Annotated in this window: 23 protein-coding genes; 12 read left to right on the forward strand and 11 right to left on the reverse strand. The window is 75.5% G+C overall.

Annotated features, from left to right (window positions below; genetic code table 11):
• Positions 1 to 78: 78 nt before the first annotated feature.
• The 3 genes from HPC71_RS20280 to HPC71_RS20290 are packed head-to-tail and all read right to left on the reverse strand — an operon-like array spanning position 79 to position 2601.
• Entirely contained in the window at positions 79 to 837 is a 759-nt protein-coding gene (locus HPC71_RS20280) for an amino acid ABC transporter ATP-binding protein (RefSeq protein ID WP_171897113.1), read from the reverse strand.
• On the reverse strand, positions 834 to 1697 hold the full coding sequence (locus HPC71_RS20285) for an amino acid ABC transporter permease (RefSeq protein ID WP_154617512.1): 864 nt from the start codon (positions 1695 to 1697) through the stop codon (positions 834 to 836). Before HPC71_RS20285 ends, HPC71_RS20280 begins: the two co-directional genes overlap by 4 nt.
• Complete coding sequence (locus HPC71_RS20290; RefSeq protein WP_154612440.1) at positions 1690 to 2601, reverse strand: ABC transporter substrate-binding protein; 912 nt, start codon at positions 2599 to 2601, stop codon at positions 1690 to 1692. The genes HPC71_RS20285 and HPC71_RS20290 overlap by 8 nt, the downstream gene beginning before the upstream one ends.
• Between HPC71_RS20290 and HPC71_RS20295 the strand changes: the two genes are divergently transcribed.
• A complete protein-coding gene (locus tag HPC71_RS20295) occupies positions 2600 to 3790 on the forward strand; it encodes a MalY/PatB family protein (RefSeq protein ID WP_154617509.1) in 1191 nt (396 codons plus the stop codon). The genes HPC71_RS20290 and HPC71_RS20295 overlap by 2 nt on opposite strands.
• 106 nt (positions 3791 to 3896) lie before the next feature.
• On the opposite strand, the gene HPC71_RS20300 is transcribed toward HPC71_RS20295, so the two are convergent.
• Genes HPC71_RS20300 through HPC71_RS20310 form a run of 3 tightly spaced genes read right to left on the reverse strand, consistent with a single transcriptional unit; the run spans position 3897 to position 7278 of the window.
• Positions 3897 to 5270, reverse strand: coding sequence for a glycosyltransferase family 2 protein (locus HPC71_RS20300; protein WP_154617507.1), 1374 nt, complete (start codon positions 5268 to 5270; stop codon positions 3897 to 3899).
• A gap of 5 nt (positions 5271 to 5275) precedes the next feature.
• On the reverse strand, positions 5276 to 6202 hold the full coding sequence (locus HPC71_RS20305) for a hypothetical protein (RefSeq protein ID WP_154617505.1): 927 nt from the start codon (positions 6200 to 6202) through the stop codon (positions 5276 to 5278).
• Complete coding sequence (locus HPC71_RS20310; RefSeq protein ID WP_154617503.1) at positions 6199 to 7278, reverse strand: sulfotransferase family protein; 1080 nt, start codon at positions 7276 to 7278, stop codon at positions 6199 to 6201. Before HPC71_RS20310 ends, HPC71_RS20305 begins: the two co-directional genes overlap by 4 nt.
• A gap of 437 nt (positions 7279 to 7715) precedes the next feature.
• Between HPC71_RS20310 and HPC71_RS20315 the strand changes: the two genes are divergently transcribed.
• Together HPC71_RS20315 and HPC71_RS20320 are read left to right on the forward strand one after the other, a co-directional pair.
• Positions 7716 to 8090 carry a hypothetical protein gene (locus HPC71_RS20315; protein ID WP_171897115.1) on the forward strand — a complete coding sequence of 125 codons (375 nt, stop codon included), beginning with the start codon at positions 7716 to 7718 and terminating at the stop codon, positions 8088 to 8090.
• 111 nt (positions 8091 to 8201) lie between these two features.
• Positions 8202 to 8981, forward strand: a complete 780-nt coding sequence (locus tag HPC71_RS20320; protein ID WP_171897116.1) for an HNH endonuclease signature motif containing protein — start codon at positions 8202 to 8204, stop codon at positions 8979 to 8981.
• Between the two features lie 750 nt (positions 8982 to 9731).
• On the opposite strand, the gene HPC71_RS20325 is transcribed toward HPC71_RS20320, so the two are convergent.
• The gene (locus HPC71_RS20325) at positions 9732 to 11375 is read right to left on the reverse strand and encodes a glycosyltransferase family 2 protein (RefSeq protein WP_171897118.1); all 1644 of its coding nucleotides are present in this window, start codon (positions 11373 to 11375) and stop codon (positions 9732 to 9734) included.
• On the reverse strand, positions 11372 to 12943 hold the full coding sequence (locus HPC71_RS20330; protein ID WP_154616129.1) for a hypothetical protein: 1572 nt from the start codon (positions 12941 to 12943) through the stop codon (positions 11372 to 11374). Before HPC71_RS20330 ends, HPC71_RS20325 begins: the two co-directional genes overlap by 4 nt.
• Positions 12944 to 12964: 21 nt before the next feature.
• Between HPC71_RS20330 and HPC71_RS20335 the strand changes: the two genes are divergently transcribed.
• From HPC71_RS20335 to HPC71_RS20345, 3 genes are read left to right on the forward strand one after another with little or no spacing between them, the layout of a single operon-like run.
• A complete protein-coding gene (locus HPC71_RS20335) occupies positions 12965 to 14800 on the forward strand; it encodes a glycosyltransferase family protein (RefSeq protein WP_154616127.1) in 1836 nt (611 codons plus the stop codon).
• The gene (locus HPC71_RS20340) at positions 14797 to 15516 is read left to right on the forward strand and encodes a class I SAM-dependent methyltransferase (protein ID WP_154612431.1); all 720 of its coding nucleotides are present in this window, start codon (positions 14797 to 14799) and stop codon (positions 15514 to 15516) included. The genes HPC71_RS20335 and HPC71_RS20340 overlap by 4 nt, the downstream gene beginning before the upstream one ends.
• A 4-nt stretch (positions 15517 to 15520) precedes the next feature.
• Positions 15521 to 16267 (forward strand): sulfotransferase, encoded by a 747-nt coding sequence (locus HPC71_RS20345; protein ID WP_154616125.1) that lies wholly within the window; start codon positions 15521 to 15523, stop codon positions 16265 to 16267.
• A gap of 19 nt (positions 16268 to 16286) precedes the next feature.
• On the opposite strand, the gene HPC71_RS20350 is transcribed toward HPC71_RS20345, so the two are convergent.
• Positions 16287 to 17678 carry a GH1 family beta-glucosidase gene (locus HPC71_RS20350; RefSeq protein WP_253943823.1) on the reverse strand — a complete coding sequence of 464 codons (1392 nt, stop codon included), beginning with the start codon at positions 17676 to 17678 and terminating at the stop codon, positions 16287 to 16289.
• A 16-nt stretch (positions 17679 to 17694) separates the two neighbouring features.
• Between HPC71_RS20350 and HPC71_RS20355 the strand changes: the two genes are divergently transcribed.
• A complete protein-coding gene (locus HPC71_RS20355) occupies positions 17695 to 18375 on the forward strand; it encodes a pirin family protein (protein WP_171897119.1) in 681 nt (226 codons plus the stop codon).
• Between the two features lie 76 nt (positions 18376 to 18451).
• On the opposite strand, the gene HPC71_RS20360 is transcribed toward HPC71_RS20355, so the two are convergent.
• Entirely contained in the window at positions 18452 to 19372 is a 921-nt protein-coding gene (locus tag HPC71_RS20360; RefSeq protein WP_171897121.1) for a diacylglycerol/lipid kinase family protein, read from the reverse strand.
• On the reverse strand, positions 19369 to 20949 hold the full coding sequence (locus tag HPC71_RS20365) for an FAD-binding oxidoreductase (protein WP_230084429.1): 1581 nt from the start codon (positions 20947 to 20949) through the stop codon (positions 19369 to 19371). The genes HPC71_RS20360 and HPC71_RS20365 overlap by 4 nt, the downstream gene beginning before the upstream one ends.
• Before the next feature lie 17 nt (positions 20950 to 20966).
• Here HPC71_RS20365 and HPC71_RS20980 point away from each other — a divergent pair, with 17 nt between their 5' ends.
• From HPC71_RS20980 to HPC71_RS20985, 5 genes are all read left to right on the forward strand, one after another.
• Complete coding sequence (locus tag HPC71_RS20980; protein WP_216656488.1) at positions 20967 to 21572, forward strand: TetR/AcrR family transcriptional regulator; 606 nt, start codon at positions 20967 to 20969, stop codon at positions 21570 to 21572.
• A complete protein-coding gene (locus HPC71_RS20370; RefSeq protein ID WP_216656490.1) occupies positions 21569 to 23173 on the forward strand; it encodes a glycerol-3-phosphate dehydrogenase/oxidase in 1605 nt (534 codons plus the stop codon). The genes HPC71_RS20980 and HPC71_RS20370 overlap by 4 nt, the downstream gene beginning before the upstream one ends.
• Positions 23174 to 23284: 111 nt before the next feature.
• Entirely contained in the window at positions 23285 to 24262 is a 978-nt protein-coding gene (locus HPC71_RS20375) for a sigma-70 family RNA polymerase sigma factor (protein WP_154612426.1), read from the forward strand.
• Positions 24259 to 24903, forward strand: a complete 645-nt coding sequence (locus HPC71_RS20380; RefSeq protein WP_154616119.1) for a TIGR03086 family metal-binding protein — start codon at positions 24259 to 24261, stop codon at positions 24901 to 24903. Before HPC71_RS20375 ends, HPC71_RS20380 begins: the two co-directional genes overlap by 4 nt.
• Before the next feature lie 10 nt (positions 24904 to 24913).
• A complete protein-coding gene (locus HPC71_RS20985; protein WP_216656492.1) occupies positions 24914 to 25957 on the forward strand; it encodes a helix-turn-helix transcriptional regulator in 1044 nt (347 codons plus the stop codon).

Below are 25957 nucleotides of genomic sequence, written 5' to 3' on the forward strand. Positions count from 1 at the left end.
GGTCGGCTCACCGGGTTTCGACACGCTCAGGCCTTGGCGGCCTTCGCTGCTCAACCAGCGGGGCGCCGCCTTCGCTGCTCAACCAGCGGAAGGGAGGACGCGGGCGAGGAACTGGCGGGTCCGCTCCTCGCGCGGGGCGGTGAAGAGCTGCGCGGGCGGGCCCTGCTCGAGGATCCGGCCCTCGTGGAGGAAGCAGACCTTCGTGGCGACCTCGCGGGCGAAGGCCATCTCGTGGGTGGCCAGGATCATCGTGGTGCCGGCGAGGGCGAGGTCGCGGACGATGGTGAGCACCTCGCCGACCAGCTCGGGGTCGAGGGCGGCGGTGATCTCGTCGAGCAGCAGCAGCTCGGGGCGGGTGCACAGCGCGCGGACGAGCGCGACCCGCTGCTGCTGGCCGCCGGAGAGGCGGTCGGGGTGCTTGCCGGCGTGCTCGGCGAGGCCGAACTGCGCGAGCAGCTCGTGGGCCCGCGCCTCCGCCTCGGCCTTGGAGAGCCCGTGCACGCGCCGCGGGGAGAGCGTGCAGTTGTCGAGGACGGTGAGGTGCGGGAAGAGGTTGTAGGCCTGGAAGACCATCCCCACCCGCTTGCGGACCTCGCGCGGGTCGACGGCGGGGTCGGTGATCTCGTGGCCCGCGAGCCGGACCGTGCCGTCGTCGACCTCCTCGAGCAGGTCCAGGCAGCGCAGCAGCGTGGACTTGCCGGAGCCGGAGGAGCCGATCAGGCAGACCACGTCGTGGGCCGCGACGTCGAGGTCGACGGAGTCCAGGACGACCCGGTCGCCGTAGGTCTTGCGCAGGCCGCGGACCTCCAGCAGCGCCGTCGAAGGGGGAGCGTTCACAGCTGGCCGGCCCTCTCCCGCGCCAGCCAGCGCCGCTGCAGCCAGTCGGTGAGACGGGCCAGCGGCACGGTGAGCACGACGAAGAACGCCGCGACGACGACGTACGGCGTGTAGTTGAAGTTGTACGCCGCGTAGTCGCGCGCGGCGAAGACCGCGTCGAAGACGGCGACGGCGGAGACCAGGGCGGTGTCCTTCTGGAGCGAGACGAAGTCGTTGAGCAGCGGCGGGACGACCCGGCGGACGGCCTGGGGCACCACGACGTGGCGCAGCGCCTGCGGCCGGCTGAGGCCGAGGGCCTGCGCGGAGGCGACCTGCGAGGGGTGCACGGAGTCGATGCCGGCGCGGAAGACCTCGGCGACGTAGGCGCTGTAGGAGAGCACCAGCGCGACCCCGGCCCAGAAGGTGCCGCTGATCGGGACGCCCTGGAGGCCGAGGGCGGGCATGCCGAAGCCGAGCATCAGCACGAGCAGCAGGGTCGGGACGCCGCGGAGCAGGTCGGTGTAGACGACGGCCAGCACCCGGATCGGCGCCAGCCACGGCGAGCGGGCGACGCGGGCCAGCGCCACCAGCAGGCCCAGGGCGAGGATGAGGACCTCGCAGATGAGGAACAGCTTCACGTTGAGCCAGAACCCCGCCGCGATCGCGGGGAAGGCGTCGCGGGCGTGCTCCCAGGAGAAGAACAGCTCGCGGACGTTCGGCCACCCCGGGGAGGACCGGACGGCCACGACGAGCGCGACCAGCACGAGCACGACCAGGCCGGTCGCGATCAGCTGCGAGCGGATCCGCCGCCGGCGCCGGTAGGACCGCCGTTCCAGCTCGCGCAGGCTCGGCGTCCAGCCCGGCGCCGGGGTCTCAGTCAAGCGTCGGCACGCTGACGGTGTCGGAGAGCCACTGCTGCTCGATCTCGGCGAGCGTGCCGTCCTCGCGCAGGTTCGCCAGCGCCGCGTCGACGCACTCGCGCAGCGGGTTGCCCTTCTCGAAGAGCATCCCGAACTCCTCCTGCTCGCCGGTCTCGGGCTGGAACTGCCCGATGATCGTGCTGCCGGGGATCTCGACGGCGGAGATGTAGAACGCGGTGGGCAGGTCGGCGAGGATCGCCTCGACCTGGCCGTTCTTGAGCGCCTGCTTGGCGGCGTTGGTGTCCTCGAAGACCAGCGGGTCCTCGTCGGGCTCGATGACGTCGCGGATGGCGGTCAGCGAGGTGGTGCCGGTCTGCGCGCCGAGCTTGTGGTCGGCGAGGTCGGCGATGCTGGAGAGGCCGGCGAGCGGGGAGTCCTCGAGGGTGATCACGGCCTGCGAGGCCTGGTAGTAGCCCTCGGAGAAGTCCACGACCTTCGCCCGGTCCGGGGTGATCGAGATCTGGTTGATGTCGAAGTCGAACTTCTTCGCACCCGGGGCGTAGGAGGAGTTGAACGGCACCGTCACCCACGCCACCTGGTCCTCGGAGAAGCCGAGCTCCTCGGCGACCGCGTAGGCCACCGCCGCCTCGTAGCCCTCCCCGTTGGTGGGGTCGTTGTCGACGAACCACGGCTCGAAGGCCGGGGAGTCGGTGCCGATGGTCAGCCGGCCGTCCTGGACCAGCGGGGCGCCCTCGACGCACGCGGCCGGGTCGGCGTCCGGCGACGCGGCACCCGAGGTGTCGGCGGAGGTGTCGGCGGCCGTGTCGGACCCCTCGTCCTCGACCGGGGCGCACGCGGTGGCGAGGCCCGTCGCGAGGGCGGTGAGCAGGACGGGGGCGGCGAGGGTGGCACGACGCGAGCGCATGACCCGCATCGTAGGGAGTTCGGGCGCCGACCTGTTCAATGAAGCGGTGATCCGTGACCTGAGCGACACCGAGGCCCGCCGCGCGCTCGTCCACAAGTGGGGTCAGGTGCCCGAGGACGTGCTGCCCGCGTGGGTCGCGGAGATGGACTACGCGCTGGCCCCGGCGGTCGCCGACGCGGTCGCCGAGGCGGTCGCGGCCGGCATGACCGGCTACCCCTCGTTCGAGCCGGGGGGCGGCGCGCTGGGCCGGGCGTACGCCGGGTTCGCGGCGCGGCACTTCGGCTGGCGGGTCGACCCGACGCAGGTGCTCCCGACCGTCGACGTCACGGCGGGCGTGCGGCTCGCGATCGACGTGCTGAGCGGGCCGGGCGCGGTGGTGCTGCCGCTGCCGGCGTACGCCCCGCAGCTGGGGCTGCCCGAGGTCTGCGGCCGCGAGCGGTGGGACCTGCCGGTCGAGCCGGACGCCGAGCGGGTCACGATCGACCTGGACCGGCTGGACCGGATGTTCGCCGACGGCGCCTCCACGCTGCTGCTGACCCAGCCGCACAACCCGTGCGGGCAGGTCTACACCCGCGCCGAGCTCGAGGGCGTGCGCGACGTGGTGACCCGGCACGGCGGACGGGTGGTCAGCGACGAGATCCACGCGCCGCTGGTGCTGCCGGGGGCCGAGCACGTGCCCTACCTCTCCCTGGAGGGGGCCGGGGAGCACGCCGTCGCGGTGGTGGCGGCGTCGAAGACGTTCAACACCGCGGGGCTGCGCTGCGCCCAGGTGGTCGTCGACGACCCGGCGACGGCCGCGCGGCTGGCGGGCGTGCCGATCGCGCGCAACGACTCGTGGTCGCCGCTCGGGGAGGTCGCCGCGGTGGCGGCCTACGAGCAGGGCGACGCCTGGCTCGCGGCGCTGCTGGAGCGGCTCGACGGGCAGCGCACCCTGCTCGGCGCGCTGTTGGCCGAGCACCTGCCGCGCGCGCGGATGCGCCCGCTGGAGGCGACGTACCTGGCCTGGCTCGACCTGCGCGCCTACGGCCATGACGACCCGGCAGCCATCGCACTGGAGCGCGGGCGGGTGCGCGTGGCGCCGGGGCACGACTACCACCCCGGCCTGGCCGGGCACGTGCGGCTCAACATCGCGACGTCGCCGGAGCGGCTGCGCGAGATCGTCCGCCGGCTCGCCACGGCCCTGGGCTGAGCCGCTCGAGCGCCGGGGGGCGGCTGGGGACGGCGCCTACGATCGGGGAGGTGAGCGGGCCCCGCGCACGCCCAGGTCGCCTCCGGCGGTGGCGTGCGGCCACGGGTCAGGCGCCGCCCGGCCGCTCCTCGGGGGCGCAGGAGAGCAGCCGGCTGGGCCGGAAGCCCTCCCACCGCTGCTGGACGCGCGCGGGGTCGAGCAGCTCCTCGAGGTCGACCTCCCAGGTGTGGCCGGAGGCGTTGCGGCGCAGCAGGTAGCCCAGGCCGGAGGTGCGGTAGACCGTCCCGCCGGCGGCGTGCACGGCGGCGAGCAGCTGGGCGTCGACGTACCGCCGCACCTGCCGCCACCAGCCGACCTCGCGCAGCAGGTCGCGGGAGAGCAGGATCGTGCCGCCGGCGACGAACCGGGTCCACGCCTCGGCGCGGTGACCGCGGGTGACGGTGAGGTCGAGCGGGGCGAGGTAGTGCTGCTCGGCGGGCGTGCCCACCACGTCGGCGCCGCTCCAGGCGCGGGCGCGGAGGAGGTCGGCGACGAAGTCGGGGCCGTACCAGTCGTCGTCGTCCATCTTGAGCACCAGCTCGCCGGCCGCGGCGCGCGAGGCGCTGGTCAGCACGTCGCCGAAGGCGGCCTCCGGCGGCTGCGGCAGGACCGTGGTGGGTACGCCGGCACGCTGCTGCGCGGCGGCCGGGTCGGGGTCGAAGCCGTGCGGCGCGAGCACCAGCTCGAGCCGGTCGACGCCGCGCTGCTTGGCGACCTGGCGCAGGGCGTGGTCGAGCATGTCGGGCCGCTTGGTCGCCAGCACGATGCTCACCGACGGCTGCCGGCGGGCCGGGCCGTGGGCGTCGAGGGCGGCGCGGCGCAGGAGGACCGAGTGCTCCTCGCGGGCGAGCGGGTCGGCCAGGTCGACGGGCGCGGCCACCTGGTCGCGCAGCGCCGGGTCGAGGCCGGCGGGCGCCTCGCCGACGAGCGGTACGCCGGCCATCGCGAGCGCGGCGACGACCGCGGGGGCGGTCGCGGCGCTGACCCGGGCGCCCGCGTGGGCGCGCAGGTCGGCGACCAGCCGCTCGCTCGGCTCGGCGGCGGCCACCTCAGCAACCGGCCCGTCGGCCGGCCCGAACCCCTCGGCGTTGAAGACGCGGTCGTCGAGCGTGAGGCCCGGGCGCGGCTCGGTGACGTCGAGGACCGGCCGGACGGCGTACCGCCCGAGCTCGGCGAGGACCTCGGCGACCTCGACGTGGCCGCCGAGCCGGACGACGACCCGCCAGCCGTCGTCGGTGCGGTGGGCGCGGTAGCGGCGCAGCGGCGGCCACTCCGGGCGCGGCACGAAGCCGAGCGGCCCGGGGTCGGCGTCGAGCAGCACCTCCACGGTGCGGGCCAGGACGCCGGAAGCCGCGCCCGAGGCCGCGTGGGCGCGCAGCGCCGCGCGGTCGGCGAAGCGGAGGGTGACCCGGTCCGCAGGGCCGGGGCCGGGCTCGCTCACGAGGCTCAGACGTCCAGCCGGCCGCGGCGCCTGACCAGCGGTCGGGGCGCCTGCGGCAGCCAGCTGCGGGTGACGTGGTCGACGACGTGGACGCCCGGCGGCGCCTCGATCCGGTGCAGGCCCGGCACCTCCTCGCCGCGGCCCTCGCGCAGCGCGGAGTAGACCTCCCACTCGCGGCGCTTGCGGGGGGCGCGGGAGGAGTCGAAGTCCTCGGTGCTGCTCCAGTGGGCGAACTCGTCCTGGTCCAGCCACTTCAGCTCCACGCACAACCCCTCGGGGGCGACGATCCGCTCGGAGGTCTCCGGGAACTCCCGCACCTCCCACTCAAAGGCCTTGACGAAGGTGAACTCGGGGCCCATCGGGTAGACCCACGGCTCGAGGAACCGGAAGCCGAGGTCGATCCAGGCCACCGACTCGCTCTCGATGCTCAGCGGGTGCCGCGGCACGGCGACGACCGCGCCCGACCCGTGCAGCTGCCAGGCGAGGTCGGCCAGCAGCGCCTCCCCCTCGCCGGTGAGCACCATGTCGCCGTCCCACTTCATCGAGTAGCTCGTGCGGACGTGGGAGAAGGACCAGTTGTAGAAGTGGGTCAGGGAGTGGACCGAGTGCGGCGGCGTCGCGAGGTGCTCGGTGCCGGCGCGGCTCACGCGGAACGGGTAGGACGTGACCTCGATCCGGTCGCTCGCGCCGCACTCCTCCGCGACCCGCCGGGCCACCTCGGCCGTGCCGTCGTCGGACTGGTTGTCCACCAGCACCACCCGCTGGACCGCCCGCAGCATCGGCGGGAGGACCCAGGGGAGGTTGCGGGCCTCGTTCTTCACGCGGAACACGCAGGTCAGCCCGGGGTCGAGCGGGCCCTCCTGCCACGCCCAGCTGACGTCGTACGCCGCGTCGCCCTCGAGGCAGGCGATGTCGGGCCGGCGGGTGCTCATCGCTGCTTGCCGAGCGCCTTGCGCAGGCCACGGCGGGCGCTCGCCGGCACCATCGCGCGGACGCCGTGGGGGATGCGCTCGGCGCCGCTGCGGCCGGGCGGGAGCTGGTCGGGCTGCGGCTTCTGCGTCTGGCCCGCGCGCTTGGCGGCCAGCGCGGTGGACTCGCTGAGGGCCTCGGCCTCGGCGTAGAGCTCGGCGTAGGCGGTGCGGAGCTCGTCGAGCCGGTCGTGGACCTCGGGGGTGTCGCCGTCGTCGTCGGCGAGGCGGTCCAGCTGCTGCCAGGACTCCTCGGCGACCTCGCGCAGGCGGTCCGGGACGCGCACGTCGTCCCAGGTCAGCTGCACCCGGCGCAGGGTCGGGTCGATGAACTGGTGGACCTTGCGGATGTCGTTGGCCGAGGCCGACTTCACCGCGTCGAGGTCGAAGCGCTGGCCGAGGCCGAAGACCGGGATCGTCCAGTCGGTGAGCATGTCGTGGTAGCGGACGAAGGCCCGCGCGCTGCCCCGCGTCGAGCGCTCGGTGTGCAGCATCATGTTCACCCAGGCCGCCGTGCGGCTGATCTCGCCGGCGGTGCTGGAGGTGCGCCCGCCCGCGTAGTACTTCTGCTTGCTGCCCACGACCTCGGTCGGCGGGCGGAGCATCGTGACGTACGCCGGGGTGGCGTCGCAGCGCAGCGCGGCGCTGCGCCACAGGCCCATGAACCACGCCAGCCGCGGGTCCTTGACCACGAGCTCCGGGCCGCCCTCGACGAACTGCTGCTCCAGCCACGCGTGCAGCCGCCCGCGCAGCGGCTCGAACGTCGCGAGCTTGCCCGCCTCGAACCACGCCGAGGGCCGCGCGTCGGAGACCGCCACGTTGCAGCGCTGGAGCAGCTCGTGGTGGAAGTCGACGACCCACTGCGGCTCGCCGAACCCCTTCGGGTTGGTCTCGTCGGCCTGCACCTCCGGCTGCGGCACGTGCATGCCCAGCGTCTGCAGCGTCCCGGACATCGTGCTCGTCCCGCTCCGGCCGGACCCGACCACGAACACCACCCGCCGCTTCTCCGCAGGGGCCGGCGGGACAGGCGACGTCGACATGGCCCTCAGCCTAGGAGATGTGCCTGGCAGGACCTGCCACCTGTTCCCGGCCGGGTCGTCGCGGTCACAGGGTCGGTCGTCTGCGGGTCGCCAGACCCGGTGGCTCGACTGCGGCCTGCGGGTCGTGGGTGGTCGCGGTGGTGGCAGCTATCGGGAGAGGTACGCCGTGGTCGCGGTCGCTTCCCGGCTCGCGGTGCGCGCCCCGCCTCGGGGTGGGCCGGTCGGTTCATCAAGGTATGCAGGCAAACCGTCACTTCCCAGGGTGAGCTCGCACGGGGAAGTGACGCCTCGGCGACATACCTTGATGAAACAACCGCTGATGATGTTTCGGGGTTGCTGGGACGCCTCCGAAAACTGGTCGAAGTTGCGTCTCAATATTCGGTCTGACCTGGGGAAACGGTACTTTGACTGTCGGTGGTGAGTGCTTGAGTAGACCCATGGCCAAGGACTCCCGACACCACGCACACACCGTGTGCCGGGCTGTCGCGAAGTCCCGCCGCAAGACCCGCCAGGCGGCGACCGCGGAGCTGTGGTCGATGTCCGACGAGGACGTCGAAGCCACCCTCGTCGAAGCCTCCCGGCTGCGTGCCCAGGCAGTGGCGTTGGAGCTGCGGCTGGTCGCTGAGGCCGACCGGCGGCATGCCGGCGAACGAGCCGGGGCCACCGACACGGCGTCGTGGTGGGCCCACCGGACCCGGCAGGAACGGCGGGTGGCGAAGGGCCGGGCCCGGCTCGCCGAATCCCTGGACCGGCACGAGCCGACCTCGGCTGCCCTGGTCGAGGGCGCGATCTCGGTCGACCACGCCCGGTGATCACCCCTGTGTCGACCGGCTGCCCGAGGACCTGGAAGACCCGACCGTCCCGGCGCGGGCCGAGCAGCACCTCCTCGACGAGGCGGCGCATCTCGACCCGAAGACGCTGGCGTGCTCGCCAAGCACGTCCTGACCGTGGTCGCTCCCGAGATCGGCGAGGCACGCGACGCCCGTGCCCTGGAGCGTGAGGAGCGTGAGGCTCGGGCGGGTGCGTGGCTGACCATGTGTCCGGACGGGAAGGGCTCGGTGCGGGGCAAGTTCTCCATCCCCGAGCTGCACGCCGCGATGCTCCACAAGACCCTCCTCGCATACGCCGCACCCAAGCACCAGACCGCTACCCGCACCGAAGACCCCGACGCGGTCGAGCAGGTCGAGCGGCGGCCCTCCCCGGAACGGATGGGGGACGCGTTCTGCGAGCTCCTCGAACGGCTCCCCACCGACCAGCTCCCGAAGCTCGGCGGTCTCAACGCGACCGTCGTGGTCACGATGGATCTCGACTCGCTCATGGGTGGGCTCGCACCTGGGGTGCTCGACGACGGGAGCGTGATCTCCGCCGCCACCGCCCGCCGCCTCGCCTGCGAAGCCGGCCTCATCCCGGCCGTGCTCGGCACGAAGTCCGAGCTGCTCGACCTCGGCCGGAGGACCCGACTGTTCTCCGGCCCCCAGCGCCGCGGCCTCAACCTCACCCAGCCCACCTGCACCGCCGAGGGCTGCGACTGGCCCGCCCACCTCTGCCACGCCCACCACGACCAACCCTGGTCCAGTGGCGGCAAGACCGACCTGGCCAACGCCCGCAACCTCTGCCCCCGACACCACGCCCGCATCCACGACCCCGCCTTCGAGACCGCCCACCTCCCCGACGGGCGGGTCGCCTTCCACCGAAGGACATAGACCGACCAGCCAGACCCGCCCCGCAGTCCGATCCCTTGACCACCGCAACCACAACGGTCGACCCCCGCCAACCGCAAGCCGACAAGCAACCGCGCCCAGGTGCCTCGACCCCAGCGGCGCGCAACCACGTCTTTCTCAGTCCTTCTACAACGCACCACCCGCCGCCTCCGGTCGCGCCCGCACCGCCGCCACCAGGCCGCAGGCACCTCACCGGGCCTCGACACGCTCGCCAGGGCTCGCTGCTCGACCAGCGGAGCGAAGGCGTAACCCTCGACCACCGCAACCACAAGGGTCGACCCCCGCCAACCGCAAGCCGAGAAGCAACCGCGCCCAAGCACCCGCACCCCAGCGGCGAGCAACCACGTCCTTCTCAAAGTCCTCCTACGACGCACCACCCGGCAGCCGGACGACCACCCCGAGGCCCTGCGCCCCTCACCGGGCCTCGACACGCTCGCCAGGGCTCGCTGCTCGACCAGCGGGTGGCGGGGCACAGCTCCCGACCACCGCAACCACAGCGGTCGACCCCCGCCAACCGCGACCTGAGAAGCAGCCGCGCCCAGGTACCTCGACCCCAGCGGCAAGCAACCACGTCGTTCTCAAAGTCCTCCTACGACGCACCACCCGGCAGCCGGACGACCACCCCGAGGCCCTGCGCACCTCACCGGGCCTCGACACGCTCGCCAGGGCTCGCTGCTCGACCAACGGGTGGCCGGGCTGGGACCAGTCGCTTGAGCAGTGACCGCAGGCGGGTCAGCGGTGGAGGCGGCGGCGGGCGCGGGCGAGCAGCGAGGCGCGGTCGGTCCCGGCCGGGTCGGGCTCGGGAGCGGGATCGGGCCGGGGCCCGGACTGGGGAGCCCGAGGGGAGGTGCCGGCCTTGGCCGCGTTCGGGTTCGGGCGCGGGCGCGCCTGCGGGTGGGGCCGCTCGTGCAGCTCGCGCCAGGACTCGGCGGGATCGAGAGGGGGGCCGGCGATGCCGGGCAGGCGCGGGCGCCTCATGTCCGCGACGGCGACGAAGCCGGCGTCCTCGGCCTCCAGCCACCACGAGCCGAACAGCTCGTCGACGACGTCGTCGAGGTCCTCGCCGGGGTCGGCGACCAGGTGGGCGCGGGAGACGGCGGCCGTGCGCTCGATGCGGACCACCGAGCCGTCGGGGCAGTGCACCTGGCGCAGCCCGTGGTGGGTGCGCTCGAGGTGCATCAGCATCGCGGCGAGCGCGAGCTGCCGGGGCGCCCAGCCGGCGCCGGGCAGCGTCATCCGGAACATCGCCGGGCAGCGCCCCTCGGGGAGCTCGGCGAGGAACCGGACGCGGGGGTCGCCGACGTACGACGCGTGCACCAACCGGGTCTCGAGCAGCGGCTCGGTGAGCGGCGAGCGGCGCTCGTCGGTGAGGGCGTCCCAGTCGCCGAGCAGCACCACCGACAGGTCGGCCAGGGTCGAGGCGAGGACCGCGTCGACGACGGTGCAGACCGCCTCGTGGGGCTGGCCACGGGTGTCGAGGACGACCTCGAGGTACGGCACCGTGTAGAGCCGCCCCGGCCGCCGCTTGGGCCGCAGGTCGGGGACCCGGTCGGCAAGGTAGGGGTCGTTGTGGTCGTTGACCCGGTCGCGCTGGGTCATCACGTGCGACGGCCCGAGGTGCCAGCTGCGCGCGGACCGGTCGGGCACGAAGACCGCGCCGACCTCGGCGAGCCGGTGGCCGAGGTCGATGTCCTCGCCGAGGACGAGCGAGGTGTCCATGCCGCCGGCGGCGTCGTACAGGCTGCGGCGCAGCGACGCGGTCGCCCCCACGTGCGTGCGCAGGGCCCGCGGCCCGGCCGAGCGGAGGTCGTCAGTGCGCTCGTAGGTCTGCTCGACCCACTCGTGCGGCTCCCGCGGCCGCCCCTCGAAGTACGTCGCCACCGACCCGTCCGCGACGGCCGCCCGGACCGCTGCAGGGCCGGCCGCGAGCACCGGCTCCGGGTCGACGAACCACTTGTGGCCCAGCACGACGGCGTGGTCGATCGCGTGGTGCCAGCGCAGCTGCGCCTCGACGTGCTCCCGCTCGACCAGCATGTCGGCGTCGAGCCAGTGCAGGACGTCGCCGTCGGAGGCGAGCGCGCCGGTGTGGCAGGCGTTCGCGCGGCCCCAGCCGGACGCGACGCGCACGATCCGGGTCCGCTCGGGGCGCACCTCGGGGAGCTCCAGGTCGTCCGGGCCATCGTTGGCGACGACCACCTCGAGCAGGTGGGACGGGTAGGTCTGCGCCGCGAGCCCCGCCAGGACGATCGGCAGCAGCGTCTCGGAGCGGTACGCCGGCACCACCACGCTCACCGACAGCCGCGGCTCCCACGCCCCGAGCGCGGGCACCTCGATCACGCTCCAGTCGTTGTGGCGCACCCGCGGCTGCCCGCTCACGACGCCGCCCCCGCGCCGGGCACCGCCGCGCCGGGCACCGACAGGCAGGGCGTCACCAGCGGGCCCAGCCGCAGCCCGCGCCACTGGTCGCGGACCCGGTCGCTGCGCAGCAGGGCGCCCACGTGCTCGTGGCCCCCGCGGAGGCGGGCGACGTGCGCCAGCCCGTGCGTGCGGTACGTCGTCGCGCCGGCCGCCCGCAGCTCACCGGGCCCGAGGCCGGCCAGCGCCCGGTCGACCAGCACCAGCCCCTCGATCCCGGGGGACCGGTCCGGCCCGGCGACGTACGTGCGCGTGGGGAGGAGCCGCCGGACCGTCGTGCCGATCGCCTCGGCGTGCACGACCTCGGCGGGCATCTCGACGACGTCGGCGCCCGAGGAGCGGCGCGCCCGCAGCAGGTCGGCCAGCACCTCGGGGCCCCACCAGCCGTCCGCGGCGGTGGTGAGCACCACGTCGCCGCGGGCGGGCTCGCCGGGGGCGAGGACCTCGACGTCGACCCCGACCTGGCGCTCGACCTGGGCGCGGGCGTGGTCGAGACCGGGCCCGGCCGGGGCCGTCAGCACGACGCTGAGGGTGGGCGCGGTCGCGGTGCGCAGCCCGGCCCGGGCGCCGGCGCGCGCCCGCCAGGCCGGCACGGCGTGGAGGTCGTGGGCGGCGCGGGCGAGCAGCACCGAGCGCACCTCGCGGTCCAGGTCCGCGGCGGCCGGCTCCAGCAGGTCGGCGAGCGCGGCGCCGAGCACCTCCCGAGATGCCGCGGGGACGGGCCCGGCCGGCAGGAGCGGGACGCCCGCCAGGGCCAGGCCGGCGACGAGCCGCTCGGGGGCGGGCCAGACGAGGCGGACGCCCTCGACGTCGCGCAGCGAGGCGACGAGCGCGGGGGTGGGCTCCCACCCGGGGTCGAGGTCGACCGCCGGGCGGGTGGCCGGGACGTCGGAGCCGCGCAGGTCGAGCACGGTGTCGTCGAGCGGGCCGACCGCGAGGTCCGGGCCGGCGGGGGGTCGCACCGGCTCGACGGTGAGGATCGTGGACGGCTCGGCTGGCAGCTCGCTGGGCGCGACGAGCGAGGCGGGCACGTCGTCGGTCACGCCCGTGCCGTCGACGGGGAGGCCGAGGTCGACCGCGGAGACCAGGCCGCCGCTGCCCGAGCCGCGGCCCGCGACGGCGCGCGAGCCGGTGCCCCGGGCCAGCTCGACGAGCACGTCGGCGACCGGCAGGCCCCGGGTCAGCTCGACCCGGGTGACCGCGCCGCCGTCGACGGCCCGGACGTCCAGCTCGCGCAGGGCCGGCCACTCCGGCCGCGGGACGAGGGCCACCGGCGAGACCGCCGAGCGCAGCACCACGACCAGGGACCGCGCCCGGCCCAGCGGCGGCAGCGCCGAGACGAGCCGCCGCAGCGCGGTCTCGTCGGCGAGCGCGAGCGTCACCGACGCCCAGCCGCCGTCCCGGGCCGGCCGCTCCCCCACCGCGCAGACCGTCACGCCCTCGGCCGGGGCCACCGAGGACGGGTCGTCGGTCAGCACCAGGGCCGGGGTCCGGAGGTCCGCGGGCAGCGGGGCGGTGGGGGCAGGCATGGTGCTGAGTAGGGTACGGCCGTGCCGCCGCGGATCTCCGAGACCGAGGCCGTCGCCCTCGTCGCGACCAGCCCGCTCCTCGACGCGGAGTGGTACGCCGCGCAGGCCGGCCGGGCGTTCGGCTCGCGGGTCAAGGCGGCCGAGCACTGGGTGCGCGAGCGGCCCGAGGGCGCGAGCCCGCACCCGCTCTTCGAGCCGGCCTGGCTCTACCCGCGCGGCCGCTGGGCCCGCCGGGCCCCCGACCCGCTGAGCTTCTGGCTGGCCGACGACGCGGAGCGGCAGCGCTCGCCGCACCCGCTCGTCGACCTCGACGTCACCGGCCCGCTCGAGGACTGGCTGGCCGAGCACGACCCGGCCGAGCTCCTCCGGACGCCGCTGGAGCGGGACCACTCCTCGCCGGTCACCGTGGTGGTCGACGTCCACGACCTCCCGCGGGCGGTGCACTGGGCGCGCCACCTCGCGCGCACCCCCGACGTCGGCGGCCGGCTCGTCACGACCGACGCCGCCGCCACCCGCATCCTCACCGCGGTCACCGCCGGCCTGCCGACCGTCCACGTCGTGGCCGAGGCCGAGCAGCACGGGCCCGGGCCGGCGACGGTCCACGTGCACGGCCGGGTCCGCCCGCCCCGCTGGCCGTGGGTCGAGGACCTCGTCGCGGCGCTCGACGCCGACGGGGTCGGCGCGGCCGTGCCGCTGCTGCTGCACCCCGACCACAGCGTCGCCGGCCCGGTCCTCGTCGGCCAGCCGGTCGCCGACGTCGAGCGGGCCGCCCACCTGCCGCTGCCGCCGAACGTCGACCCGCCGGTCCGCGCCACCCGGGGCCGGCCCGGCGCGACCGTGCTGGTCACCACCTCCCGCCTGGTCACCGGCGCGGACCTGCCCGAGGGCGCCGACGAGGCCTGGTGGCGTGCGGCGGGGTTCGCCGCCCCCGGCCGGCCGCTGACCGTGCGCGAGGGCCGCCGGGCGCTGCGCTGGTCGATCGACATCGCCGCCCCGGCCACGCCGCGCGGGCAGCGGTGGGGCGACTGGCACTTCGCGCGCTCGCTCGCGGCCGCGCTGGAGCGGCAGGGCCAGTGGGTCGCGATCGACCACCCCGAGACCCGCGGCCGGGCCAGCCGCGACCTCGACGACGTCACCCTGGTCCTGCGCGGGCTGGACCGCGTGACGCCGCCGGCCCGCACCGCGAACCTGCTGTGGGTGATCAGCCACCCCGAGCTGGTCACCCCGGCCGAGCTCGCGACGTACGACGCCGCCTTCGCCGCCTCCGCGACCTGGGCCGCCCGACACGGCATCGAGCCGCTCCTGCAGTGCACCGACCCGACCCGCTTCCACCCCGACGTGGCCCGCCGCGAGGGCCCGCCGGCGCTCTTCGTCGGCAACTCCCGCGGCGAGCTGCGCGCGAGCGTCGCGGCCGCGGAGCGCACCGGCCTCGACCTCACCGTCATCGGGCAGGGCTGGCCGGGCCACGTGCCCGTCGCCGCCGACCACGTGGCCAACGACGAGCTCGGCTCGTGCTACGCCAGCGCGGGGATCGTGCTCAACGACCACTGGGCCGACATGCGCGAGCAGGGGTTCGTCTCCAACCGGGTCTTCGACGTGCTGGCCACCGGCGCGCGGCTGCTCTCCGACGACGTGGCCGGCCTCGCGGACGCGCTCGGCGAGGCGGCCGGCGCGGTGCGGGTGTGGCGGACCGACGAGGAGTTCCGCGCGCTCACCACCGGCGACCCGGACGAGCTGTGGCCCGACGCGGCCGCCCGGCGGCGTACCGCCGAGCGGGTCGTCGCCGAGCACTCCTTCGACGCGCGCGCCGCGACGCTGCTGGCCCGGGCCTCCGCCCTCGTAGACTCCCGGCCGTGACCGACGCAACGGCCCGGGAGGGCCGGCTCGACCCCGCCGCCGTGCCACTGCCGCCCTACCGGCTGCGGATGGGCGGGGCGCACTTCAAGCGCGACGACGACTTCGTCGCCGCGGGTGTCCGCGACGTCCGGCTGCTGCGCCAGCGCGCCGGCCTGGGGCGCCGCAAGACGCTGCTCGACTGGGGCTGCGGCGCCGGGCGGCTCGCGATCGGCGTCAAGCACCTGCTCGGCAACGTGGCCGACTACCACGGCGTCGACGTGCAGCCCGAGCTGCTGACCTGGGCCCAGGAGAACCTCTCCGACGAGCACACCCGGTTCACCCTCGTCGACCAGCACAACGCCCGCTACAACCCCGACGGGCAGGCGACGTACGACATCCCGGCGGAGCCGGGCAGCGTCGACGTCCTCTACTCCTACTCGGTCTTCTCCCACATGCTCACCGACGACGTCGCCGGCTACGCCCGCACGATCGCGCGGATCCTGGCGCCGGAGGGGCGGGCCTTGATGACGGCCTTCGTCGAGGACGACGTGCCCGACTGCGTGGAGAACCCGGCGGACTACCTCAACCTGGAGTGGTCCGGTGCGCTGCACTGCGTGCGGTTCGACCGGCGCTTCTTCGAGCAGCTGGTGTGGGACGCCGGCCTGGCGGTCGAGGAGTACGTCCACGGCCGCGAGACCGACGGCCAGTCGATGTACGTCTTCTCCCGGCGAGGCTGAGCCGTTGGGGACCGACCGGGGGGAGGCGGCGACCGACGAGGTCGCCCGGCTCCGCGCGCGCCTGCGCAAGCACCGCCGGCGGGAGAACCCCGAGCTGGACTACCTCTTCGTCGTCACCTACGGCCGCTCCGGCTCCACGCTCGTCTCCGGCCTGCTCAACGCGATCCCGGGCTACCTCATCCGCGGGGAGAACCGCGACGCGCTGCACCACCTCTTCGCCTTCCACGCGACGATGGTCACCGAGTCCCGCCGCGGGCTCGGCCCCGAGCGCAAGGAGCGGGTGCGGCAGCCGACCCACCCGTTCTTCGGGATCGGCGACTTCCCCGCGCAGCGCTCGCTCGCCGGGATCCGGCGGCTGGTGGTCGACACCGTGCTCCGCCCCGAGGAGGGCACCCGGGTGGCGGGCTTCAAGGAGATCCGGTGGTACCACCCGGACCTCGAGGAGTACGTCGCGTGGCTGCGCGAGGTCTTCCCCGGCGCCCGGTTCCTCGTCAACACCCGCGAGCACGCCGACGTGCTGCGCAGCAAGTGGTGGGCCGAGGGCGACCCGGACGAGCAGGCCTCGAACCTCAGCGGCATCGAGGAGCGGCTGCTCAAGCTCGCCGTGGAGCTCGGCGACGCCGCCTACCGCGTGCACTACGACGAGTACGTCGCCGACCCGACCGTGCTGCGCGGGATGTACGACTGGCTCGGCGAGCCCTGGGACGAGGCCTCGGTCCGCGCGACGATGGCCGTGCGGCACTCGGTCTGAACGGCGCGCGCCTCCGGCGTCAGCCGAGCGAGCGGGTCTGCGCGGCGATCACGTCGGCGAACCACCGGTAGGAGCTCTTCGGCGTCCGCACCTGGGTCTCGTAGTCGACGTGCACGAGGCCGAAGCGCTGGCTGTAGCCCTCGGTCCACTCGAAGTTGTCCAGCAGCGACCAGCAGTAGTACCCGCGGACGTCGACGCCGCGCTGGACGGCGGTGGCGACCGCGCGCAGGTGGCCGTCGAGGTAGTCGATCCGGGCCCGGTCGTCCACCACGCCGTCGGCGTCGGGGCCGGTGCCGTAGGCCGCGCCGTTCTCGGTGATGTAGATCGGCGGGAGGGCGTTGCGGTAGCGGGCGCGGAACATGATCAGCCACTCGCGCAGCGCGTCGGGCACGACCGGCCAGCCGATGTCGGTGGTCGGGTAGCCGAGCAGCTCGCGGAACTCGAAGGGCAGGTCGGCGCCCTCGCCGGCGGCCGCGATCCGCCACGGGTTGTAGTAGTTGACGCCGTAGAAGTCGAGCGGCTGGCGGATGGTCGCGAGGTCACCGTCGACCACGACGTCCTCGAGGAGCGGGGCGAGGTCGACCGGGTAGCGGCCCAGCAGCATCGGCTCGAGGAACAGCCCGTTCCACACCGCGTCGAACAGCTTGGTCGCGCCGATGTCGGCGGCGTCGTCGGAGGCCGGCCACATCGGGGCGTGGTTGTTGGCGCAGCCCACGCTCGCGGTCACCCCGGCGGGCACCGAGTCGCGCAGGGCGATGGTCGCGCGGCCGTGGGCGAGCAGCAGGTGGTGGGCGGCCGGCAGGGCGTCGAAGAACATCGCGCGGCCCGGCGCGTGCATGCCGATGCCGTAGCCCATCATCGTCACGACGTTGGGCTCGTTGACCGGCACCCAGTGCTCGACGCGGTCCCCGAGCCGCGCGGCGGCGATCGCGGCGTACTCCGCGAAGCGGTCGATGGTCGAGCGGTTGAGCCAGCCGCCGTCGTCCTCGAGCGCCTGCGGCAGGTCCCAGTGGAAGAGGGTGACCATCGGCTGCACGCCGGCGGCCAGCAGCTCGTCGAGGAGCCGGTCGTAGAAGTCCAGGCCCTGCTGGTTGACCGGGCCCGCGCCGGTCGGCTGGATCCGCGACCACGACAGCGAGAGCCGGTAGCCGCCGACGCCGAGGTCCTTCATCAGCGCGACGTCCTCGGGGAAGCGGTGGTAGTGGTCGCAGGCGACGTCACCGGTCGAGCCGTCGTTGATCCGACCCGCGGTGTGGCTGAAGGTGTCCCAGATCGACGGGCCGCGGCCGTCCTGGTCCACCGCGCCCTCGACCTGGTAGGCCGCGGTGCTCGTGCCGAACCGGAAGCCCGGCGGCAGCACCGGCAGGCCCACGCCCGCTGCGGGGGACGGGTCGGGCGCGGCGGCGGGCACGGGCACAATCATGGACGTGACGACCGAGATCCGCCGAGGTTCTGCCCGTTTCCTGACCCGGTCCCCCGGGATGGTGACCCACCACGGGTTCTCCTTCGGCGAGCACTACGACCCCGAGCGGCTGCGGTTCGGGCCGATGGTGTGCCACGACGACCACCACCTCGGCGCCGGTCGCGGCTTCGAGACCCACCGCCACTCCGGGCTCGACATCGTCACCTGGGTCGTCGAGGGCCGCCTGGCGCACCGCGACTCCCACGGCCACGACGCGGTGCTCTCCCCCGGCGAGGTCGCCGTGCTCGCGGCCGGCTCCGGTGTCGAGCACGCCGAGCACGCGACGCCCGACGGGCGGGCCCGGTTCGTGCAGGTCTGGCTGGCGGCCGACCCCGAGCGCGCGGACGCCGAACCGTCGTACGCCGTCACGCCGGCGCCCGCCGCCGCTCCCGGCACCGGTCTGGTCGAGCTGGTCTCCCCCCAGCCCGGCGCGGTGCTCTCCGTCGCCCGGCTCGGCGCGCTCGAGACGCTCACCCTGCCGGCCGCCCCGCTCCTGCACGCCTACGTCGTCTCCGGCGCGCTCACCCGCAGCTCGCTCGCCGAGCCGCTCGCCGCCGGCGACGCCTTCCTCTTCACCGACGAGCCCGCCCACGAGGTCACCGCCGCCGTGCCCACCGAGCTGCTGGTGTGGACGTTCGGGGGGTGAGCGGGGGTGCAGGAGTCACCTGAGAAGTCAGCCGCGGCCGGCCCCGACCACCCGCGCCGGCGCGGACCCCGCCGCCTCAGCAGACGACGGCCACCGCGCCGCGACGCACCTCGACGACGAGCGGGTCGCCGGCCAGGCCGGGCAGCGCGCCGAGCGGCTCGCCGTCACCACCCACGGGGACCGGCCGGCCACCCGCGCGCGACGGGTCGGCCCGCAGCTCCACGCGCCGGCCGGAGAGCACGGTGACCTCGGGCAGGTCGACGTGCCCGCCGTCGTACACCTTCGGCAGCGAGCGGACCAGCGCCGCCTTCGAGGCGGCCTCGATGACCACGACGTCGAGCAGGCCGTCGGTGACCGAGGCGGGCGGGGCGATCCGCATGCCCTTGCCGTAGAAGGCCGAGTTCGCGACGACCACGGTCGCGGCCTCGAGCTCGCGCTCGTCCTCGTCGACGCGCAGCCGGTAGCGCGCCGGGGCGTAGGTGAGCAGGGCGCCGACGGCGGCGAGCGGGTACTGCAGGCGGCGCGGCAGCCGGTGCGCCCGGTCGACGAGCGCGGCGGCGCGGGCGTCGACGCCGCAGTAGACCGAGCCGGCGACCTCGCGCGGCGGGCCGCCGGGGAACGACGCGCACAGCAGGTCGATCCGCCGGGGCGTCCCCGTCAGCAGCAGCTCCGCGAGCCCCTCGGCGGAGTCGGGCAGCCCGAGCATCCGCGCGAAGTCGTTGCCGCGCCCGGCCGGCAGCACCCCGAGCGTGCCGCCCGCGGCCGCCACCACGCCGGCCAGCGACGAGAGCATCCCGTCGCCGCCGACCGAGACCACCACGTCGCCGCGCTCGACCGCGGCCGCGACCAGGCCCGGCATCGCGCGCGGCCCGGGTGAGTACGTCACGTCCACGGTCGCACCGGCCTCGCGGAGCAGCCGCGCCACCGGCACGACCGCCCCGGGCGCGGCGCCCCCACCGGAGGCGGGGTTGACCAGGAACGTGAACGAGCGGGTCACACCAGCACCCCGGGGTTGAGCACGCCCGTCGGGTCGAGCTCGGCCTTGACCGCGCGGAGCACCGCGACGCCGAGCTCGCCGACCTCGGCGGGCAGCCACGGCTTGTGGTCGGTGCCGACCGCGTGGTGGTGGGTGATCGTCGCGCCGGTCGCGGCGATCGCGTCGCTCGCGGCCGCCTTGGCCCGCTGCCAGCGCCCGAGGGCGTCGTCCCCGCCGGAGGCGGCCACGGTGAAGTAGAGCGAGCAGCCGGTCTCGTAGACGTGGCTGATGTGGCACAGCACGAGCACCGGCTCGCCGAGCGCGCCGACCAGGGCGGTGCGCACGGCGTCGTACAGCTGCGGCACGCGCGACCAGAACGTCGCCGTCTCCAGCGTCTCGACCAGCACGCCGACGTCGAGCATCGCGTCGCGCAGGTACGGCGCGTCGAAGCGGCCGTGGGCCCACGCGCGGCCCGGCTCCTCGCCGAGCGGCGTGCCGCCGAGGCCGGCGAGCACCGAGGCGACCGCGGTCCGGCGGGCGGCGACCGGCTCCGGTTCGCCCTCGTGGCCCACGACCATCAGGCAGCCGCTCGCACCCGCGGCGCCGATCGCGTCGGGCCGGGCCAGGTTGATCGCGGTCTCGTGCTCGTCGGAGAGCCGCAGCACCGTGGGCAGCAGCCCGGCCTGCGCGAGGGTCCGCATCGCGGCGGCGCCCGCCTCGAACGACGGCCACGCCCAGCCCTCGTAGACCTTCTCCGCAGGCAACCGGCGCACCCGCACGGTCACCTCGGTGATCACGCCGAAGGCGCCCTCCGAGCCGAGCAGCAGCTGCCGCAGGTCGGGCCCGGCGGCGCTGGCGGGCGCGCTGCCCAGCCGCAGCTCGCCGCGCGGGGTGGCGACGCGCAGGCCGACGACGAGCGCGTCGAAGCGGCCGTACCCGGCGCTGGACTGGCCGCTGGACCGGGTCGCGGCGAAGCCGCCGATCGTGGCGTGCTCGAAGGACTGCGGATAGTGGCCCAGCACCAGCCCCTCGGCCGCCAGCAGCGCCTCGGCCTCCGGGCCGCGCAGGCCCGGCTCCAGCGTGGCGGTCATCGAGGTGTGGTCGACGGCGAGCAGCCGCTTCATCCGGACCAGGTCGAGGGAGACCAGCCCGGCGTACCCCTCGCGGCGCGCGACGAGCCCGCCGGTCACCGACGTCCCGCCGCCGAACGGCACGACCGCGAGCCGGTGCTCGACGGCGAGCGCGAGCACGGCGGCGACCTGGTCGTGGTCGGCGGGCCGGACGACGGCGTCGGGGGCGTCGGAGAGGTCGCCGGCGCGCTGGCGGAGCAGGTCGGGCGTGGACTTCCCGCGCGTCCGCAGCCGGCGGGTGGCGTCGTCGAGCAGCACGTGCTCGGCACCGACGGCCGCCCGGAGCGCGTCGAGCACGGCCTCGTCGAGGGCGGGCGGCGGCACGGCCACGTCGGTCGCGGCCGGGCGCTCGTCGATGCCGAAGACGGCCTCGACCAGGCCGCGGGCGGACTCGGGCAGCGAGGCCGCACGGGCGGGGTCGCCCCAACGGCTGGGGTGCATCTCGACAGCGGGGAGGCGGGGATCCATGCGTTACACTGTGACATATGACGTCACTTCGTCACAACGGTGCGGAGGAGCCGGCGAGCCCCCGCGACGGGTATCTCGACGCCGCCCGCGACTGCATCCTCGACCTCGGCTGGCGGCGTACGACGCTCACCGAGGTCGCGCGCCGCGCCGGGGTCTCCCGGATGACGATCTACCGCACCTGGTCGGACATGCGGCAGCTGCTCGCGGACCTGATGACCCGCGAGTGGACCGAGGTCGTCCTGGCCACCGAGGCCGAGGACGACCCCTCCCGCCCGCCGGTCGAGCGCCTCGTCGACAAGCTCGTGCGGACCGTGCTGGTCCTGCGGGGCAACGAGCTGTTCGTGCGGATCGTCGAGCTCGACCCCGAGCTGGTCCTGCCCTACCTCTTCGACCGCCGCGGCCGCTCCCAGGAGCTGATCCTCGGCCTGGTCGAGCAGGCGCTGCGCACCGCGCAGGCCTCCGGCGACGTCCGCGCGGGGGACCCTGCCGCGATGGCCCGCGGGCTGGTCCTCTGCGCCCACGGCTTCGTGCTCTCCGCGCACACGATGATCGACGACGACGTCACCGAGTCCGCGCTGGAGCAGGAGATGCGCGTCGTGCTGACCCGGGCGCTGCAGCCGTGAGCGCCGGCCAGCCTCCCCCCTCCACCCGGATCACCGCCGGGCTCGAGGGGGCGCCCCGCGAGGTCGACGTCCTGGTCGTCGGGCTCGGCATCACCGGCGCCGGCGTGGCGCTGGACGCGGTCTCCCGCGGCCTGTCGGTGCTCGCCGTCGACGCCCACGACCTGGCGTTCGGCACGTCGCGGTGGAGCTCGAAGCTGGTCCACGGCGGGCTGCGCTACCTCGCCAAGGGCCAGATCGGCGTCGCGCACGAGAGCGCCGTCGAGCGCGGCGTGCTGATGGAGGTCACCGCCCCGCACCTGACCCGGCCGATGCCGATGGTCGTGCCGCTGACCAGCAGCGTCACCCGAGCCCAGGCCACGCTCACCGCGGTCGGCCTGCGCGCCGGCGACGCGCTGCGCCGCGGGGCCCGCACCGGCGCCGAGACGCTGCCGCGACCGCGGCGCCTCTCCGCGACCGAGACCCTCGCGCTCGCCCCGGCGCTGCGGCGGGCGGGCCTGCGCGGCGGCATGCTCAGCTGGGACGGTCAGCTCGAGGACGACGCGCGGCTGGTGACGACCGTCGCGCGCACCGCCGCCGCCCTCGGCGCCGTGGTCCGCACGCGCGCCCGGGTCCTGGCGGTGGAGGCCGCCTCGAGCAACGGGGCGGGCGGGCTCCGGGTCGGGCTGCGCGACGAGCTGACCGGCGCCACCACCACCGTGGTGGCCCGCGCGGTCGTCAACGCCGCCGGCGTCTGGGCCGGCGACCTGGCCGAGGAGGTCACGCTCCGCCCCAGCCGCGGCACCCACCTCGTGCTCCGCGCCGCGGCACTGCCCGGCCTCGGGACGTCGGTCTTCGCGCCGATCCCGGGCGAGACCAACCGGTTCGTGCTGGTCCTCCCCCAGCCCGACCAGACGGTGTACGTCGGCCTCACCGACGAGCCCGTCGACGGCCCGGTCCCCGACGTGCCGGAGCCGACCGAGCCCGAGATCGGCTTCCTCCTCGACGTGGTCTCCGCCTGCTTCGCCCGCCAGCTGCACCGCTCCGACGTGGTCGGCGCGTTCGCGGGGCTGCGGCCGCTGCTCGAGCCGCCCGCCGGCTCCGGTGGGTCCACGGCCGACCTGTCGCGCAAGCACGCCGTCCTGGTCGGCCGGTCCGGGATGGTGACGGTGGTCGGCGGCAAGCTGACGACGTACCGCCGGATGGCGCAGGACGCCGTCGATGCCGCGCTGGCCACCCCGGCCGCCGCGGGGCTGGCCGCCGGGCCGTGCCGCACCCGCACCCTCCCGCTGCTCGGCGCCGCGCCGCGGGCGGAGCTGGCCGCGCTCGAGCAGCACCCGCGGCTGGTGCGCCGCTTCGGCACCGACGCCGCGCTCGTGCTCGCCGACGCCCTCGAGGTGACCGGGCTGACCGAGGACGAGCTGCTCGCCCCGGTGGCCGAGGGGGTGCCGGTGACCCTGGCCGAGCTGGTCTTCGGGGTGACCCACGAGGGTGCCGTGGACGTGGCCGACCTGCTGGACCGGCGCACCCGCGTCGGCCTCCTCGCCGGCGACCGGGCCCTCGCCGAGCCGGCGGCGCGGCGCGCGCTCGCGCTGGCCGCGCACCACCTGCCCGGGCGCCGCTGAGCCACCGCCGGGCGGGATCCCCTGGATGACCCGAGCCGGAAGGACCGATGAGTTCGACCCTCGACGCTGGTCGGTGAGCGGAGCACACTGACGAAGGTGGAGGCAGAGCGCATGACCGCGACGACGACCGACCCCGAGCTGAGCGACTTCCCGACGCTCACCGAGCGCTACCAGCGCGAGCTGCTGGCCCACTGCTACCGGATGAGCGGCTCGGTGCACGAGGCCGAGGACCTCGTGCAGGAGACGTTCCTGCGCGCGTGGAAGGCCTCCGCGGACTTCCAGGGCCGCAGCTCGGTGCGCACCTGGCTCTACCGCATCGCCACCAACGTCTGCCTGACCAACCTCGAGGGGCGACCCCGGCGGCCGCTGCCCGCGGGGCTCGGGACGCCGGACCAGATGGCCGGCGAGGCGCTCGAGACCGACCACGAGGTCGCCTGGCTCGAGCCGGTGCCCGACGCGTCGGTGGTCGTCGCCGAGCGCGACTCGATCCGCCTGGCCTTCGTGGCCGCCCTGCAGCACCTGCCCGCCAAGCAGCGCGCCGTGCTGATCCTGCGCGACGTGCTGCGCTGGTCGGCCGCCGAGGTGGCCGAGGCGCTCGACACCACGGTCGCCGCGGTCAACTCCGCGCTCCAGCGCGCCCACGCGCAGATGAAGGACCGCGGGCTGACCGAGGACACCGTCGAGCCGCACCTGTCCGAGGCCCAGCAGCAGCTGCTCGAGCGGTACGTCGAGGCGTTCTGGCGCAAGGACGTCGACGCGATCGTCTCGATGCTCACCGCCGAGGCGACCTGGGACATGCCGCCGTTCACCAGCTGGTTCAAGGGCGCCACCGCCATCGGCTGGCTGATCGGCAACGAGTGCCCCGGCGGCGCGAACGACATGCCGATGCTCGCGACCTGGGCCAACGGCCAGCCGGCGTACGGGCTCTACATGCGCACCGCCGCCGGCGACTTCACGCCCTTCCAGCTCCAGGTCATCGACCTCGACGGGGACCGGGTGCGGCACGTGACCGCGTTCTTCGACGCCCGGCTCTTCGCGACGTTCGGCCTGCCCGACCGCCTCTCCGCCGACCACCGACCGGTGTCGTGACCCGGGCGCTCGACGACGCCGTCGAGCTGCTCGACCGGTCCCTGGCCTACGCCCGGATCACCCTCGCCGACGTCGCACCGACCCACCTCGACCGGAGCACGCCGTGCACCGCCTGGACGCTGCGGGCGCTGCTGGCCCACATGGAGGACGCGCTCGACGCCTTCACCGAGGCCGCGGCCGGCGTCGTCGGGGTCGGCGGGGTCGACCCGCCCCCGCCGACCAGCACCCGGGTCGACGCGCTGCGGGAGAAGGCGTGCGCGCTGCTGGCCGCGTGGACCCGCGCGGCCGCGGCCCCGGCCGGCTGCGGCCACCCCGGCCCGGTCGCCGTCGGCGACGCCGGCCTCGGCGGGCCGCTCCTCGTCGCGGCCGCGGCACTGGAGATCACCGTGCACGCCTGGGACGTCGGCCAGGCGACCGGCACCCGTGGCCCGCTGCCCGAGGACCTCGCCCGCGGGCTGCTCGCCGTCGCCGGCGTGGTCGTCGACCCGGCGGACCGGGGCGTGCGGTTCGCGCCCGTGCGCCCGGTGGCCGACGACGCGACGTACGCCGCGCAGCTGCTGGCGTTCGTCGGGCGCGACCTGGCTGGACCACCCTCGGCGTTGTCGGGCGAACCGGGCGCGCGGGGCCGCGTGCCTTCCTAGTCTTGCCGGCGTGCCCGACTCCGCCCTCGCCGACCGCGTCCTCACCGCGGGCGCCGTCGACGAGGTCACCGCACTGGTGCGCGCCGGCCGGTTCGCCGAGGCCCTCCCCGCGCTGACCCGGCTCCGCGACAGCGGGCTCGGCCGGCGCGACGAGGTGCGCGCGACGGTGGCGGCGATCGAGTGCCGGCTGGCGCGGGGCGACCTGCGCGAGGTGGTCGCCCTGGGCGACCTGCTGGCGCCGTACGCCGACGCAGGTGCTGAGGCAGGGACCGACGCAGGGGCCGACGCGGACGTGGCGGCCTTCGCGCTGCACGCCCGCGGGGAGGTCGCAGCGGCGCTCGGCGAGGTCGACCGCGCGCTCGAGCGGTTCACCGCGGCCGGCGCGGTCCTCGCCTCGCTCCCGCGGCCGCCGGAGCCGGTCCACCTCCAGCACGTCCTCGAGGTGCCGTGGCGCGCGGGCGCGGCCCTCGCGCTGGTCCGCACCGGGCGCGTCCGCGAGGGCGCCGACCTCGCGCGCGAGCACCTCGCGGTGGCCGAGGCCTCCGGCCCGCCGTACGCCGTCGCCATCGCGCTGCGCACCCTCGCCACCGCCGACTCCGGCGCGCACCGCACCGACCTGCTGCGCCGTGCCCGCGCCACGCTGGCCGCCGGCGAGGGGGCCGAGCGGCTCGCCGCGCAGCTGGACACCGACCTCGCCGGCCTGCTCATCCTCACCCCCGCCACCGCGGACCCGCAGGAGGCGCTCGCGCTGCTCCGCGGCGCGGAGGCGTACGCCGGGAGCCAGGAGCTGCGCCCGCTGCGCGAGCGGGTACGCCGCCTGCTGGACCGGCTCGGCGAGGGCCCGCGCCGCGTGCGGTCCGAGGCGTTCGCGGCGCTGACCGCCTCCGAGCGGCGGGTCGCCTCGCTGGCCGCCGGCGGGCTGACCAACCGCCAGATCGCCGCCGAGCTGGTGGTCACCGTCAAGGCCGTCGAGTGGCACCTCTCCCACGTCTACCGCAAGCTCGGGATCACCTCCCGCACCCGGCTTGCCGGGACGCTCGGCGCGCCGGCCTGA

The sequence above is a fragment of the Nocardioides marmotae genome, assembly GCF_013177455.1.
Lineage (GTDB): Bacteria > Actinomycetota > Actinomycetes > Propionibacteriales > Nocardioidaceae > Nocardioides > Nocardioides marmotae.

Bases quoted from the DNA above. Each gene is read 5' to 3' on its own strand.
- HPC71_RS20375 (WP_154612426.1), top strand. From the start codon at position 23,285: ATGACCGCGACGACGACCGACCCCGAGCTGAGCGACTTCCCGACGCTC.
- HPC71_RS20290 (WP_154612440.1), bottom strand. From the start codon at position 2,601: ATGCGCTCGCGTCGTGCCACCCTCGCCGCCCCCGTCCTGCTCACCGCC.
- HPC71_RS20295 (WP_154617509.1), top strand. From the start codon at position 2,600: ATGACCCGCATCGTAGGGAGTTCGGGCGCCGACCTGTTCAATGAAGCG.
- HPC71_RS20315 (WP_171897115.1), top strand. From the start codon at position 7,716: ATGGCCAAGGACTCCCGACACCACGCACACACCGTGTGCCGGGCTGTC.
- HPC71_RS20980 (WP_216656488.1), top strand. From the start codon at position 20,967: ATGACGTCACTTCGTCACAACGGTGCGGAGGAGCCGGCGAGCCCCCGC.
- HPC71_RS20330 (WP_154616129.1), bottom strand. From the start codon at position 12,943: ATGCCTGCCCCCACCGCCCCGCTGCCCGCGGACCTCCGGACCCCGGCC.
- HPC71_RS20365 (WP_230084429.1), bottom strand. From the start codon at position 20,949: ATGGATCCCCGCCTCCCCGCTGTCGAGATGCACCCCAGCCGTTGGGGC.
- HPC71_RS20310 (WP_154617503.1), bottom strand. From the start codon at position 7,278: ATGTCGACGTCGCCTGTCCCGCCGGCCCCTGCGGAGAAGCGGCGGGTG.
- HPC71_RS20305 (WP_154617505.1), bottom strand. From the start codon at position 6,202: ATGAGCACCCGCCGGCCCGACATCGCCTGCCTCGAGGGCGACGCGGCG.